Source organism: Vibrio sp. 1069, from assembly GCF_033340555.1.
In genome coordinates this window covers 77,372-92,584 of sequence record NZ_JAWOWP010000015.1, presented here as the reverse complement: position 1 = coordinate 92,584, position 15,213 = coordinate 77,372, and the positions used below count along the sequence as shown (strand labels likewise).

Genomic DNA, 15,213 nt, shown 5'->3' with positions numbered 1-15,213 from the left:
CATCATGAAGCGACATGATTCGCAGATAAAAACAACAAATAGACGTCTAGACGTTTACATATCCATTTTTTGTCGTTAAGTTATTTACACGATTGCTATTCTGTTCATAGCGAGCAACAAAGGATGAAAGGAATTCATGATAGAGCTAAAACATTTGCGGACACTCACTTCGCTTCGAGACACTGGCTCTCTAACGGCGACAGCGACCGCTTTGCATCTCACTCAGTCGGCACTGTCTCATCAGATCAAAGATTTGGAGGCGCGAATTGGAGGGCAACTGTTCCTGAGAAAGACTCGTCCGGTGAAGTTCACTTCAGAGGGAGAAATCCTATTGCGTCTTGCAGAAGATATCCTTCCGAAACTCGCAAGAGCAGAAAATGATTTAGCGAGCTTGAAAGAAGACGTCAATGGCCGATTACATATGGCCATTGAATGTCACTCTTGCTTCCAATGGCTAATGCCTGCACTTAGGGAGTACCAACTTGCTTGGCCTAGCGTAACATTGGACTTTTCCTCTGGTTTTGGCTTTGAACCACTCCCAGCTTTATTGGCAGGCGAACTCGATCTTGTTATTACTTCCGATATCCAACCTCGATCTGAAGTCCACTACGAGCCTCTATTCGACTTTGAAATGCGTTTAATTACCGCAACCAACCACCCATTGGCGGAAAAAGAAATTATTGATCCGCAAGATCTCGCAGATCAAACCATGCTCTCTTATCCTGTTCAAAAACAGAGGCTAGACGTCGTAAAACACTTTCTTCAGCCAGCAGGAATAGAACCTGCGAAATGGAAGCAAGCCGACAATACTCTCATGTTAGTTCAGATGGTCTCTGCTGGATTAGGGGTGGCGGCACTACCCAATTGGGCGATTTCTGAATTTTCTCGCCAAGGTCTTATTACCAGTAAACCTTTCGGCCAAGGCTTATGGCGTCGCTTGTTTGCAGCAACGCGTCACTCAGAGAGAGAGAAGCGTTACTTACAAGCTTTTTTCGCAACCGCGAGGCTACAATGTAAAAGCCACCTTGACGGAATCAAGGTGGCTTAAAATATTTGGGTTATGAAAGGCTTAGCGTTGATATGCTTTAAATTGGTTAGTCAATGGATCGTACTGATAACCGAGCATATCAAGCTTGCCGACTACAGACTCTACATCCATCTCATACACTGATACTAACTCGTCAAAACTGTCGCACTCTAAACGTAGCTTTTCGTTGACGATACCTAGCAAAATAGTGCTGTCCAGATTACCTACATTGCTTAAATCCATCGCGACTCTCCTCTTCGACAAGGTATATAAACAAGCGTAGTAGTAATCACGCGAATTTAAAGTGAGTGAGATCTAAAACGTGATCACCTTATACCCAAGCACCAAGAAAGCACTTGGATATAAGCCGTCTAACTTTGTCTTTAGAGTAGAGGTCAAGCCGCGAGAGAGAATAAACCTTGCAGGCTCGTCATCGACGCGAGTGCTAGCAACAAAGCTACGCTCAGTTGCACCTTTTCTGGTTTCTTATGCGTAAAAATATGCCAACACCACACGATAATTGAAGAAATTAGCATAGCTAAAGACAGCAAGATTGGCTGTGTTGCAGCGTTCAGTGCAGCTTCATTTAACTGGTAAGAAGCAAACAACGTTGCGATGACTAATAGCATTCCAGACACAATGCCAGTAACTGGTAAAATGCGGTGAAATGCCTGTAATCTGCTGCGAGCTATCGTAAGTAGCAATTGAGAAAATGACGCCCCAAGGAAAAATATCATTAGCGCCATCGCTATCGATGCTGGCCAGCTTGATTGCTCAAATACCTGAATACTTACATACGCAAAGGCCAAACCATTCGCTAAATGCATCGCCCATAGTGGCCCTTTTTCACGCGTTTTCTTGGTTTGAACCTGAGAATAGAAGTAGAAAATAGCAAACACGATCATAAATGCTTCAATGCGAAGTGACGCAACAGCGAGCCACAATACAGCTACTGCTGGCAACATTTTATGAAGACGTCCTCGCTGACCAGGACAAATATCGCCCTTGATTAGAAGCAAAGTCAGTAGCGCTTGTGCGCCAAATAGCATCGGAGGGAAAGTAACCAGCAATTGTTGAATCATGTTGAATGCACGCTCAAAAGTCATTTTGGGGGGCGATAATATCAAATCAACTATCGCCAAACCACCGAAAGTCGGCCCCCAAATGAGCTAAAACGGTAAGACAATTTTATTCACAGAGAAGCAAGATACTTCAACGCGTCTTCCTGCGTTAAAACTCCACGGTACTCTTCTTTGGTATTACACAGTACCCAAGGGAAACGAATCCCGATTTTAACCAACTCTCGAATAACAGAGACAGGTAAATCCTCATCAACCAACACAAATTCGGTGCTCATTATCTGATTAACAGGACGTTTCCAAATTCGGCTTTCTCGTTCAGTTTCTCGCTCTGTTCCCATCGAAGGCGTTAGGTGTAAATTCACTGTCTCTTTCGTAATTAACCCAACACAACGATTTTCATTGAGAACAACTAAAGGCAAGCTTGGATTCAAATTCATGTACTCCACTGCCAAGGAGAGCGGTTCTCCAGGGTCCATAGACCTGACTTGTTCATGGCTCACAGATTGCAACACATCACTTTGCTTAGACTCAATCGCGATGTCAGAGAACAGATGCTCATAACTGTCCGCTTTATCCATCAAATCGACAGGCACGGCAGCAGAAAATAGAAAGCCCTGCATGTAATCGACACCGATTTCTGCCAATACTTGAAGTTCTTGCTTAGATTCCACGCCTTCAGCAACCACTTTTACATTCATTTGCTGTGCAAGCTCGGTGACCATTTTCACAATGTTATAGCTGGTGCTCCCTTTATGAATGTTCTTAACGAATTTTCGGTCTATTTTCAGTAAATCAAACTGCCCTTTTTCTAGATAAGAAAAAGAAGAATACCCAGTACCGAAGTCATCAATCGCGATCTCAATGCCCTCTTTCCGCACTTCCTCTAGAGCTCGAGTATGCTCCTCATCTTGTTCAAAATACGCGGTTTCTGTTAGCTCGATAGTTACTCGCTTAGGGTCTACACCACTGGCTTTAATCAAATCATGCGACCGCTGAAGGATCTGAAGAGAATCCAATTTCGTATTGAGGGAGCGATTGATGGTCACGCCCACTTCCTCGCCATAAATTTCTTGTAAGCGCGGAAAGTGCTTCAACGCAGCTTGGCAGACCACATCATCAAGTGCCGCTATGAGTTCTAGATCTTCAATAATAGCGATCATCTTTTGCGTACAATACGCATCATTTTCATCATAGAAGCGTGCGAGAGCCTCGAACTTAACCACGCTTCCGGTTTGAACGTCGATAATCGGTTGAAAGTAAACGTCCACTAGCCCACTCTCTATTTGCGCCTCCAAAAACGCCTCGAGATGTTGGCGCTTCACTAATTCAGAGTGAAGTTCACTGTCGTAAAAGTTGAAATAGCTGCCTTCACCGGAAATAGAGGACAACATTGCTTGCGCTGCATGTGCTAGCGCTTGTCTTGGTCGGTTCGTATCATAGCCAAGGATTGACACACCAGTTTGGCCTTTAACGATAGTGGCATGCATTTTTGTGCCCATTTCATTTCTAAGCTCATTAAAGAACCCTTTCATGGCAATTTGGATCAAACGAACCGGGCTCAACCATTGACAATGAGGGGTCTGCAAGCATACGACAAACACATCCCGAGATAACTGCCCCGCAATACTGGTGTAGCGACTTCGCATAATAAAATCTGCAAAACCTAATTGCTGTTCAAGCAAGTATCTCTCCGAAAACTTGGGTCTTAGTGTCATAACAATGTTGAGTTCTTTATTTCTGCTTTCATTCGCTAAGGTAGCTAATTGGAGTTCAAATTCTTTCCTCGTCGGTAAAAAGGCAGCCCAATCATGCTGTTGTTCACAACGATTTTTCATCCACAACAACGAAGCAGAAATATCCGTAGAAAATCCGAGATAAAGAATTCGTCCAGAGTGAAACGTAAGTCGGTAAATACAAAGATGATGAGCTTGGTTGCTACCGTTTGCTGTTTTGCTCAGCAAGTTACCACACCAACATCCTTCATCATTAATTTGCTGCCACAGCTGATCATAAAACGCTTGGCTATGGTGAGAGGTACTGAATATATGAGTTTTAAGCCCAACCAGATCTCGGTTTTGATAGCCCATTTGTAACTCAAAGGCACGGTTACAACCTAAAATGCGCGTATCTTCATCGGCAACTAAAACGCCTACATTTGGCAAATCAAAAATCGTTTCGAGAATTTTCGCTAACTCCTCGCAACCAGTGATTGTTAATTGTGGAATGATAGTGCCTTGGATAATGCGCTTATTGAGCCTTTCAAAACTAATAGTAACGTGCACTAAGTTAACGTTTTTTAGCATCATGCAACAAGAAAACCGCCCCCGTCCGCCAAAGAGTTCCACTTCTAGAATTCGTTGTTTTAGCGTTTCTTGTTGCCCCATCAGCATATGATCAAACAAGTTATTTAGGCTGGTTACTGGCGTACTTATCCCAAATGCCTTTGCCATTCCTTGCTGATCACATTCGAACTCGCGAGTATCAATATCGTAAGACCACTCTATAACAGGAGTTAGACTGGAAGTCGTTTGCATTTTTGGATGCACTGTTGTCGTAGATTCACTCATACCCTAGCCCCTTTTTTTGTAATTAGCCCAAGGCTCAAAATTCACAGTCAATTCGCGACATTCCAGTTGGGACCTGCCGATCCTCTTTATAGATGGATTGTGTCAACGATAAGCCTATCGACTTAGAACTATTTCCAGAGCAGCTCAGCCTTTTGTATTTAATATGCACCAATTTGATTATAGGCTTTACCCCATATAAGCACACCATTGCTTATGCTTTGTATTAAGATTGCGACATTTTTCATGAACCGATCTATAACCATGAGGCTTTCAAGGTGAAATTAGACAGAAAATCGCCGATAGAGCATTGATATTTTTACAAACCAAATAAAACTCGATGAACTAAGCTTGAATAGATGAGTTTGTTATAGATACCTGATAATCAAATCGCTATAATTCGCGCTCCCTGGAACAGAGAGCAAAATATGACCAATAACATCACTCCTATTCATGAGTACAAAAAATACTGGGCAGAGTGTTTTGGTACGGCACCTTTCTTGCCGACCAGTCGCAAAGAAATGGATGCCCTAGGATGGGATAGCTGTGACATTATCATTGTAACCGGTGACGCTTATGTGGATCACCCAAGCTTTGGTATGGCTATCATTGGCCGCCTGCTAGAAGCACAAGGTTTCCGTGTCGGTATCATTGCTCAACCAGAATGGCAAAATAAAGATGCGTTCATGCAACTTGGTAAGCCAAATCTGTTCTTCGGGATCACTGCGGGTAACATGGACTCCATGATCAACCGTTACACCGCGGATAAAAAGCTTCGTCACGATGACGCGTACACACCGAATAACGAAGGTGGTAAACGCCCAGACCGAGCAACGTTGGTTTACTCTCAACGTTGTCGTGAGGCATACAAAGAAGTACCTATTGTTTTAGGTGGTATCGAAGCTAGCCTACGCCGTGTTGCACACTACGATTACTGGTCAGATAAAGTTCGCCGTTCTGTACTGTTTGATGCAAAAGCAGACATCCTACTTTTTGGTAACGCAGAGCGCGCACTTGTCGAAGTAGCACATCGCATCGCAAACGGCGAAGACATCAGCACCATGACCAATATTCGTGGTACTGCCGTGAACTTGCCAGCTGCACCAGAAGGCTACACGGTTATTGATTCTTCTCGCATTGAAAAACCTCGTAAAGAAGCGTTCGTACCAAAGAACCCGTACGAAGTAGAAACTCAGTGTGAAACTAAAAAAGACGAGCCAGTTGCACAACCAATCACAATTCGCCCATCACGCCACGATGCTGCGACGACTGCGGTCCGTTTACCTTCGTTTGAAAAGCTAAGAAACGATCGCATTCTTTATGCGCATGCAAGCCGTGTACTGCATTTAGAAACGAACCCGTACTCTGGTCGAGCGTTACTTCAAAGCCATGGTGATCGTGAACTTTGGGTAAACCAAGCTCCAATTCCATTGACGACCGAAGAGATGGACTTTGTGTTTGGCCTGCCTTACGCGCGTGTTCCTCATCCTATGTACGGCAAAGCAAAAATTCCTGCGTACGACATGATCAAGACGTCTGTGAACATCATGCGTGGTTGCTTTGGTGGCTGTTCTTTCTGTTCGATTACCGAGCATGAAGGTCGAATCATTCAAAACCGTTCGAAAGAGTCTATCATCAACGAGATTGAAGAAATTCGCGACAAAGTTCCAGGCTTTACCGGCACAATTTCCGATCTTGGTGGCCCGACTGCAAACATGTACCGCCTGGGCTGTAAAGATCCAAAAGCGGAAGCGAACTGTCGTCGTCCTTCTTGTGTATTCCCGGGCATCTGTAACAAGCTAAACACAGACCACAAACACACGATCGATTTATACCGCGAAGCGCGTAAAGTTGAAGGCGTGAAGAAAGTGATGGTTGCATCTGGCGTACGTTACGACCTTGCGATTGAATCACCAGAATACGTGAAAGAGCTCGTGACTCACCACGTAGGCGGTTACTTGAAGATTGCACCGGAACATACAGAGAAAGGTCCTCTTGATCTGATGATGAAGCCAGGCATGGGTACGTACGATCGCTTTAAAGAGATGTTCGAGAAATACAGTGCAGAAGCAGGCAAGAAGCAGTACTTAATCCCTTATTTTATCTCTGCGCACCCAGGCACAGAAGACGAAGACATGCTGAACCTTGCTCTGTGGCTGAAAAAGAACAACTTCGAATGTGACCAAGTACAAAACTTCTACCCTTCGCCAATGTGTAACGCAACGTCGATGTACTACTCAGAGACAAACCCTCTGAAACGCGTGAAGTACAAAAAACGTGAAGATGTACCTGTAGCAAAAGGTGAACGTCAACGTCGCCTGCATAAAGCGCTGTTGCGTTATCACGATCCAGCAAACTGGCCAATGATCCGTGAAGCCCTAGTCAGTATGGGTAAAAAACATTTGATCGGTGACAAACAAGGCTGTCTCGTTCCTGCGGAAGACATTGAAGCACAAACACCTGCGCAACGTCGTAAATCTGGTCGTCACGGGGCAAACCGCTTTGCAACCAAACATACCAAAAACCAACCAGGCTTCGGTGGTCATTTGAACAAACGTTCTGAAGGCGGTTCAAAAGATGGTAAACCATCTGGCAACCGTAACGGTTCGGGTAAAGCTACAGGTGGTCAACGCCCTGCAAGCAACGGCCAACGTCCTAGCGGCAACGGTGCAAACCGCCCGGCAGGTAGCAAGCCGCAAGGCCAAGGTCGCCCACAAGGACAAAGCAAACCAGCTGGTCAACGTAAACCAAAGCGTCGCTAACTCTTTAGCACTTAAATACTAGAAAGGGCTCCAGAGGTAACTCTGGAGCCCTTTTGTTTTGTCGGCTCATTGAGGCATCACTCACAACTAAAACTTTGATTCAATCAATACAAAAAATGGTAAACACCAACCAACTTATTGGAAAAACAAACAATTATTTGATTGACGCAAAACCATAAAAATCTAACTCATTGATTTTTAATTGCTTTATTTTGGTGCGATATTTGCGTAATAGAATAAAACTCTTAAACATGGGCTAACGATGAATAATCCACTTCCCCCAAAAACTTCTATGTTCTGGTATGACAACAGCTATACCTATGAGGAGGCCGTTCAGGCATTTGAAAGCGATGGTACACTGAAATCGCTGAATATCGTTCCAACCACGGAATCCGATGATCTTGCTGGCTCACCCCCAGAGCGCAGTATGTTTTGGGAGGGAGAAACAAAAAAAATCGATCCGCCACCGCCGTCTGAACCAGAGCCTCTCAATTTAAAAACTGAGAAAGAAGCAACGGAAGCATCACCTGCGCACTTTATCCCAGTCCGCTATGCCATCGATCAGCTAGAAACAGAAGAGACACAACCTTTTGGTTTGCCTGAAGAATGGAAAGGGCAAGGCCCAGCCAAACTCAATACCGTTGGTTACACCCTGCGTCAACTGCGCGACGGTTGGCTGTATGTCTATGATGCAATCAACAAAAGCTTAGACGAATACGAAATCAAAGGAACGCAATTCACGCTCTATAAGTTGGGAGAATCAGAAAGCCCAAAATCAGAGCAGCGTGGGACACCACAAGATGCAAAGCCCTTTCTTACTTACGTCAACGGAAGCGTACTATCGATTTGCTTCTCTGAGCACCGCTGGACATGGCACACGTTCATGCGCGTACTTAACAATCCGAGTAATCATATCGATCGCATGCAAACCATTGTTCTATCCTCAAACGAGAATCAGCACAACATTGCACCAATTGATAAGTTAACCCAAGTCGCTGATATTGAATCTTCTGCCGTCGATGATGGTCGCTTTGCGGATTCTGGCATCGCCACCAAAGCAGATGAAGATGGTTCTGTTTTTAAACCTGTCGCAGTCGAAAGCGATTTAACCTCTGCGATTCCAGAAGAAGAATCAGGCAACTTCGTCGCGATAAAAGATTACGCCGCAGACATTCAAGATATGTCACTGCATTTTGTTGGTGCCGCAAGCCCTTACCGCCTTTTCACTGACCAGTTTTCAAACCAGTGGAACTTGATGCAGACCGCCATGCAACTGTGTATGTTTGGTGCAAGTGACGAGATAGACATGCCAGCTAGCGTTAAGCGTAACGGCGAAGAGCTGTCGTTTTATACCGACATGGCTGACTATTATGACTCTTCTCACCAACTTGATTTGGCAGAGCAGAACAAAAGCTCAGTTCAGTCCGGCTATCCTGCTAAATTTTCCGCTGGAGCGATTGAATCACACCAACATACCCAAAGTGACATTGCTAAAGCGATACAGGACAAATATCGAATTTCTGCGAGCCGTTTTGGTAAATACGAACAATGGATAGCGACTGAACGCTGGCGTCAGCAGCTCAACTGGAAGCAAATGCTGAGCGAGATGCAAGAGCTGTCAGAGCAAAAAGAAACCATGCTAGCCCAAGTGGTTTCGGTCAAACGCGACTTTATCGCAGTAATGGAGTCCTTAACACCTCATCATCTTGAGAGAACCTTCGACCTATACAGCGAAGACACGCAGTACAGCTTGTATCAACTGCACAAGCAAGCCGTTGAGTCATTTACTCTGGTGATGCAAGAAGAAGACCGCCAATGGGCTGAAAGCCAATGGGAAAGACCAACCAGTTTACTTGCTCTCTATGCCTCTGGGTTTAGTCGTAGTTTATTTAAAGTGATGGAGAAGAATATTACAGAGGCGCTTGATGAACAGTCGATCGTCTCAGAAAATCCTGATCCTGATAATCAGTTGATGGACCAGATATCTGATACCAGCAACCGCGTGAATATATACTCTAAGATCATGGACTTTGTTTCCAACCCAAACACTGCGGAAACAGCCTTTCTCAAAGATATCGCCAAAGGTTTCCAAGAGCTGGATATTATTTTTAAATCTGCAATAGGTGCGCTTGCAAAAGGCGTTGTAGAGTTTGGTGTTAGCATGACCTCACAAGTATCAATTTCGCTGATGCCTGTTTTCGCTAAACCTCTGAACCGTCATAGCTATTATTTATTTGCCGTTATTGCAGAACATATGGCACACAATATGCCCGTAACAATAAAAGAAGGTTACGCTCACGATTTTAAAAAATGGAAAACACGCGTAAATGATTATCTGATTAAGCTCGAAAAAAACGATGCAATCATTGCTGACTTCCAGAAAAATAACCGCAAAGCTGACTCTAAATACACAACAGCTTTAGAAAATAGAAAGACTATTAAGAAGGCTCTCGCTGTAGCTACATTGGAGTACCCGCAGTACATTGAGTTACCTGATGATCTACCTCAAAGAACCATCGAGCTTAGAACGCGGATCGTGATGAATAAGCTCAATGACTTGAATAAACTGTTCGAGAATGCCGGTGGTCTAGGCTTTCTGGCATTAGTATTTAACTGCATCGCGCTTGGTGATGCCATGAGCAGTATCCAAGACACAGGGTTAACATCCTCAGATGAATTTTTAGATATTCAGCAAAAGCTTTTTTATACAGCAAACGCTTGGACGGGTATTCGTACGGGTAAGTATTGGGATAAGGTTAAGGGAAGTGACGAACTCAGAGAGCACTCGCTAAAAACTCTAAAAAAGTTAGTAGATCGAAATACAAAAGGCTTTGAAAACCTGATTCTTGATGACTTAAAAGTATTTAATAAATGGCTTGCGATTACAGGGGCTTTAGGAGCGCTGGCTTCAGGTATTGAGGCTTACCGTTCTTGGCAGAGTATCGATAACGTTTATGGCCTCGAAAGCAAATTATATTTAGCGAATACCGTAACACTTGGTTTAACTGGTGCGATTGGTGCGTTTCAGTTCTTAGGAGCCTCTACTGGTACTTTTTCGACTAACTTGCTTTTTGGTGGCCCGGTAACGGCAGCTTTAGTTATTCTTACAGTTACATACTTAGCCATCAATTATAAGTTGAATAAACTGAAACAAGATGATTTCCAAAAATGGTTAGATAAACTGCCTTGGGGTTATCACCCTGCTCGCACTCAGTGGAGCCAATCTTCGAGCTTGCCCGAAAGAGAGAAGCATAATTCAGCATTAGTGCAGCAAGCGCTGTTTGACTTACAATCTATTATTCAACAGCCTACGATATACCATCAACCTATTGAAAATATACAGGCTTATCCAGGCTATACACATCGTGAGTTAGTTGGCTTGGAAGTGCATATTCAGCTGCCACGGCGCGCTGCAACGAATGGTATTATGGTGAGTACTAACAGCAAGGCAACAGAAGATGATTTGACGTCCGGCTCGTGGCATCAAAACGCAGATTTAGTCACTCTTAAAACTCAAGACCTAGCTAGTGCCGAATTGGTGGTGTACAAGGTAGCATTGCCAATCACAGAAGTAGACCATTACCTTGCAATGCAAGTGGTGTACGATACGGAAGATGATGCTCCATCAAAGCGTGAGTATTGGTTCCAAAATAGCGTAAAACAGAGTGCAACTTATCGCGTGATTTCAGACAATACCAAACAAAATATCATTAAAAAATCACTCACCACCGTTGTTGGCACATTAGGTTTTAAGGAGTAACCCTTGGCATATTCACCATTTTATATCACTCCAGAAGAGTTGGCAGTTTATCAAGAGGCACAAGAGCAAGAAATACTCGCAGGCGATAACGTCAGAACATGGCATAAGTATGATGTAGAGGAACCATTTCGCTATTACTTTAAACTTTTTGCGTTTCCATTTGTGATCGCTCCATTCCTATTAACTTTGTTTATACATACGAGTGACACGGTTGACGTAACTATTTTTTCTTTTATTTTATCGGTGATGGTGTCTGGAGCCTTTTACCTTACGATTGGCCTCGACTATCGCTATGACTATATTTTTTCTGACAAAGGCTTTGTGATGAAGAAACGTCGCAACATGCCTAAGTGGGTGAATACCGCCACGCAAGCCGTTGGCTGGATAGGTGCAGTGGTATGTGTGGTGATGGTAGCGATGGTTGGCCCGATGGCGTTAGCAGGTGCAGGTGCTTTTATATTAGTCTCCTTTAAAATGCTTAAACGCCAACCAGATGAACCAACAGAAGTGAGAATTGGAGAGCGTGAGGATTGGCTGTTTGCGGACTACAATAAAAAAAGGAAAGTGATCCAGTTCTATTTTAAGCATGACATATGCAGATATCGAGATACTGCTCATAAGACTATCTTTCGCTCACAAGATAGATCAGATTGTTATGTTTTCTTTAAAACTGAAGCGGATTTAGAATCCATGGTCACACAACTGTCAGAGGTCTACAAACTGGATTGTAAAGAGGTCGATGATCATAAAAAGCTGTTTGAAGCAAAGCCAGAATCAAGGCTCTTTAGTATTCCAGTTTGTAGTAGAGAATATCAAACCGAAGAGGTATTTGATTTAAGGGCGTCAAATGCCCCACTTCCTGAGCGTGAATACCTTTACAACGGCAAGTGGCAAACGGAATCTGAAATCGAACAATCAAAATCTGAACTAACGGCAGCCAAGGTATAAACCTTGGCTTGTTTACCTTTTTACATCCCCCCATGAAAAGCTTTAGATTTACTCTGATGTACAAAAAGAAAAATTGGTTCAAATAACGAATTTTTAACTCGAGGATAGGATAGTAAGCCCGAACCTTTCTATCCTCAACTAAACACCCATTTTGCACTGAGTAAATAGTTACTCACCATGCCTACCAATATGCCTAAGATCAAAGCCAAATAGACCATCACTCCTTGCGTCCCTAACGAGAGCGTTACGCCTTTGAACACAATAAAGTTCGGCAAAGCACTGATACAGGCACTCGCCATAAATTTTTGCCATTGAGCGAAAGGGTTGGTTTTTTCTGCTTGAGAGAAAGTCAGCCAGCGATTGCCACGCCAAGTCGTGGTTGCCGCAAACAAAAATGCTATCCCACGAGCCAGCATCAACTCCAGACCAAGCCAATGGAACAACACAGAAAAGATAAGGGTGTCGACCATAAAGCCGACACCACCTACTAGAGCAAACCTTGTTAACGAAGCAAACCTTTCCAGCGAAGCAAATTTTGGTAATTTGCCCATTCCGCTATCCAACCACACAGGTGTAGAGTGAGCGTTTCGATTTTGCTGTGAACTCGTTGGTACAACTCAACGCATTTTCATGAATCATGCTATCCACTTGCTGCGATTTACCAATCAGGTGGAATTTCTTCAGATTGTTTAAGTCATTCTTATCTTCAAGCTTTTTCGCCTGACCATGACTATAGAACTGACCTGAGAACGGGCGCTTACCAATGTAAAAGACCGGAGCGTTGTCATTAATTTGCGCGAAGATTATACGGTCGCTGCGGCTATCTGCTTTGCCCATATTCAAAACCAACATCGCAATCATAAGCAGGGCTGGCAACACCGCTGCCGTTCCGGTCAACCATTTGAAATCGTGTTTATCCACCAGCATTGCAATCAAAATACCCAACGCAGGCACACCCGGTAATACGTAAGCAGGCAGAATATTCCCAGCCATGGTGAACAAGATCATTGGAGAAATCAGCCAACACATCAGGAAGCTAAACAAACCTTGATGATCGGTTTCAATAGCTTTGAGTACCTTACGACGTTTCCAAGCCAAGATAGGCAATACAATTGACCAAGGCGCAGCCGATTGCAGCCAGAATACCCAGATCATCCCACGTGGTTGATCATGAGCAGAGCCATACAGGTCCCCTTCCCAACCGCTGACAACAAAACGCTTGAAGTGCTCGCCAACAATGAAGTAATCAATAAATCCAGGCGTCGCCATTTCTGCCATGATGTACCAAGGCAGAGCAATCGCCAGCATAAGCGCCAAACCCGATACAATTGGAAAACGCTGCCACAAGGCTTTGAAGGCACCGAAGAAACCATGCTGAATCACAAGCCAAGGAAACACTGCGATGCCCATGATCACGATCGCCACTGGACCTTTTGCTAATAATCCACAAGCCAAACCAAAGAAACCGAGGTAACCCCACAATCGGCTGTGTTTGTCTTTGCCAAGCCAGCAGTAGTAAAAGCCGACCATCGCCATCGTCATTGCCAACGTCAGCGCCATGTCTGTCATCACCGCACCCGCAGCAATTGAAAAGATGCCACACGTCGCCAGTACCAACGCTGCGATGACTGCATTAAAGCCAGCGCGATGCGCCATGAAAGCAACAAAAACAATCGTCGCAACACCCGCTAACCAATGAGGCGCGCGCACTGCAAATTCATTCAATCCAAACAGCTCAATGCCGTAAGCACTCATCCAAGTGAACAGGGGTGGTTTCCCCCAAAAAGGCACGCCGTAATCAAACTGTGGGGTAAGCCAATTGCCTGTTTCCACCATTAAACGCGCCATTTCACCGTAGCGGGCTTCTGTGGTGTCCATCAAAGGGTAGGCAGCAAGTGAAATAAGACGAAGTAAAAGAGCAAACGCCAACAACAACCACAGATGGGTTTTATTAATACTCATGATTACGCGGTTTCTCCCAGTTTAAACTTCATGGTTTGGATGGATTGATGTTTTGCAGGCTGCTCGTAAACAGACTGAACAAGATAAAGAGGACGTTGCTTGGTCTCGACAAAAATGCGGCCAATGTATTCACCCAAAAGGCCAATCGACAGCAGTTGCACACCGCCCAAGGCAAGTTGGACGACCATCATGGATGGGTAGCCAGTGACAGGCTCACCAAACACTACGGTTTTCATCACTATGAATGCGCCATAGATAAAGGCACTGAACGCCACTAACGCACCAGCAAGTGTCGCTAAGCGCAAAGGACGAATGGAAAACGAGGTAATGCCGTCCATTGCAAGGCCAATTAGCTTGAGGTAGTTCCATTTGGTTTCACCACAGAAACGAGCGTCACGCTCAAACTGAACCGTCACTTGCTTGAAACCCGGCCAAGAAAAAATGCCTTTCATATATCGGTTACGTTCTGGCAGCGCATTGATGTGTTTAACCACTTTTGCGCTCAGTAGACGGAAATCGCCCACGTTCTCCGGCACATCCAATTTCGCCATGCTATTAAGCACTTTGTAAAAGCAAGCGGCCGAGAAGCGTTTGAACCAGGTTTCACCGTGGCGTTCACTGCGCTGCATGTTCACCACGTCATAACCTTCACGCCATTTTGATACCATTTGCGGGATCAACTCCGGTGGGTCTTGCAAGTCGGCATCAATCACAATCACCGCTTCACCTTGGCAGTGTTCCAGACCCGCACTCATGGCGGACTCTTTGCCAAAGTTACGGCTTAATGCAATACAACGAACGTCGCTAGAAGATTGAGAAAAGTTTTGCGCGATCATTAGGCTGTCATCTTTGCTGCCGTCGTCGACATAGACGATTTCGCAATGTTCTGGCATTTCATCCAAAACGGCGGCTAAACGACGATGAAATTCAGTCAAGACTTCTTGCTCGTTAAAGAATGGCACCACAACAGACAAAACTGTTTTAGGCTCAGTGTGTTGGCTCACCTTTGAAAAGGTTGCAGCGTGAATGTTGAAGGTTGACATGCTACTCTTCCACTAAATCCGATGAATGAATCCAGTCTACAAACATCAACGTGAAAGAGATGTTA

10 protein-coding genes are annotated in these 15,213 nt (G+C 44.4%); 4 read left to right on the top strand and 6 right to left on the bottom strand.

Going from position 1 to position 15,213, the window contains the following annotated elements; all coding sequences use genetic code 11:
* Positions 1 to 136 precede the first annotated feature (136 nt).
* Positions 137 to 1,048, top strand: coding sequence for an HTH-type transcriptional regulator MetR (metR, locus tag R7040_RS19405; RefSeq protein WP_054730490.1), 912 nt, complete (start codon positions 137 to 139; stop codon positions 1,046 to 1,048).
* A 21-nt stretch (positions 1,049 to 1,069) separates the two neighbouring features.
* Here the strand turns inward: metR and R7040_RS19400 are convergent, their stop codons facing one another.
* From R7040_RS19400 to R7040_RS19390, 3 genes are all read right to left on the bottom strand, one after another.
* Positions 1,070 to 1,270 (bottom strand): DUF4250 domain-containing protein, encoded by a 201-nt coding sequence (locus tag R7040_RS19400; RefSeq protein WP_005376762.1) that lies wholly within the window; start codon positions 1,268 to 1,270, stop codon positions 1,070 to 1,072.
* A 152-nt stretch (positions 1,271 to 1,422) separates the two neighbouring features.
* A complete protein-coding gene (locus tag R7040_RS19395) occupies positions 1,423 to 2,133 on the bottom strand; it encodes a hypothetical protein (RefSeq protein ID WP_064354144.1) in 711 nt (236 codons plus the stop codon).
* Positions 2,134 to 2,219: 86 nt separating this feature from the next.
* On the bottom strand, positions 2,220 to 4,676 hold the full coding sequence (locus R7040_RS19390; protein WP_064354145.1) for an EAL domain-containing protein: 2,457 nt from the start codon (positions 4,674 to 4,676) through the stop codon (positions 2,220 to 2,222).
* 425 nt (positions 4,677 to 5,101) lie between these two features.
* Between R7040_RS19390 and R7040_RS19385 the strand changes: the two genes are divergently transcribed.
* From R7040_RS19385 to R7040_RS19375, 3 genes are all read left to right on the top strand, one after another.
* Entirely contained in the window at positions 5,102 to 7,435 is a 2,334-nt protein-coding gene (locus R7040_RS19385) for a YgiQ family radical SAM protein (RefSeq protein ID WP_064354146.1), read from the top strand.
* Between the two features lie 262 nt (positions 7,436 to 7,697).
* Positions 7,698 to 11,195, top strand: a complete 3,498-nt coding sequence (locus tag R7040_RS19380; RefSeq protein ID WP_064354147.1) for a T6SS effector BTH_I2691 family protein — start codon at positions 7,698 to 7,700, stop codon at positions 11,193 to 11,195.
* 3 nt (positions 11,196 to 11,198) lie between these two features.
* Positions 11,199 to 12,143: a hypothetical protein gene (locus R7040_RS19375; protein WP_064354148.1), complete on the top strand. Its 945-nt coding sequence runs from the start codon at positions 11,199 to 11,201 to the stop codon at positions 12,141 to 12,143.
* 134 nt (positions 12,144 to 12,277) lie between these two features.
* Here R7040_RS19375 and R7040_RS19370 read toward each other — a convergent pair whose 3' ends face one another.
* The 3 genes from R7040_RS19370 to R7040_RS19360 are packed head-to-tail and all read right to left on the bottom strand — an operon-like array spanning position 12,278 to position 15,148.
* A complete protein-coding gene (locus tag R7040_RS19370) occupies positions 12,278 to 12,694 on the bottom strand; it encodes a GtrA family protein (RefSeq protein WP_064354149.1) in 417 nt (138 codons plus the stop codon).
* A 4-nt stretch (positions 12,695 to 12,698) separates the two neighbouring features.
* A complete protein-coding gene (locus tag R7040_RS19365; RefSeq protein ID WP_045412049.1) occupies positions 12,699 to 14,105 on the bottom strand; it encodes an ArnT family glycosyltransferase in 1,407 nt (468 codons plus the stop codon).
* 2 nt (positions 14,106 to 14,107) lie between these two features.
* Positions 14,108 to 15,148 carry a glycosyltransferase family 2 protein gene (locus R7040_RS19360; RefSeq protein ID WP_017820495.1) on the bottom strand — a complete coding sequence of 347 codons (1,041 nt, stop codon included), beginning with the start codon at positions 15,146 to 15,148 and terminating at the stop codon, positions 14,108 to 14,110.
* Between the last annotated feature and the right edge of the window lie 65 nt (positions 15,149 to 15,213).

What these genes read in the sequence shown, in the direction of transcription:
- metR (WP_054730490.1), top strand. Translation starts at nt 137, where the DNA reads ATGATAGAGCTAAAACATTTGCGGACACTCACTTCGCTTCGAGACACT.
- R7040_RS19400 (WP_005376762.1), bottom strand. Translation starts at nt 1,270, where the DNA reads ATGGATTTAAGCAATGTAGGTAATCTGGACAGCACTATTTTGCTAGGT.
- R7040_RS19395 (WP_064354144.1), bottom strand. Translation starts at nt 2,133, where the DNA reads ATGACTTTTGAGCGTGCATTCAACATGATTCAACAATTGCTGGTTACT.
- R7040_RS19390 (WP_064354145.1), bottom strand. Translation starts at nt 4,676, where the DNA reads ATGAGTGAATCTACGACAACAGTGCATCCAAAAATGCAAACGACTTCC.
- R7040_RS19385 (WP_064354146.1), top strand. Translation starts at nt 5,102, where the DNA reads ATGACCAATAACATCACTCCTATTCATGAGTACAAAAAATACTGGGCA.
- R7040_RS19380 (WP_064354147.1), top strand. Translation starts at nt 7,698, where the DNA reads ATGAATAATCCACTTCCCCCAAAAACTTCTATGTTCTGGTATGACAAC.
- R7040_RS19370 (WP_064354149.1), bottom strand. Translation starts at nt 12,694, where the DNA reads ATGGGCAAATTACCAAAATTTGCTTCGCTGGAAAGGTTTGCTTCGTTA.
- R7040_RS19365 (WP_045412049.1), bottom strand. Translation starts at nt 14,105, where the DNA reads ATGAGTATTAATAAAACCCATCTGTGGTTGTTGTTGGCGTTTGCTCTT.
- R7040_RS19360 (WP_017820495.1), bottom strand. Translation starts at nt 15,148, where the DNA reads ATGTCAACCTTCAACATTCACGCTGCAACCTTTTCAAAGGTGAGCCAA.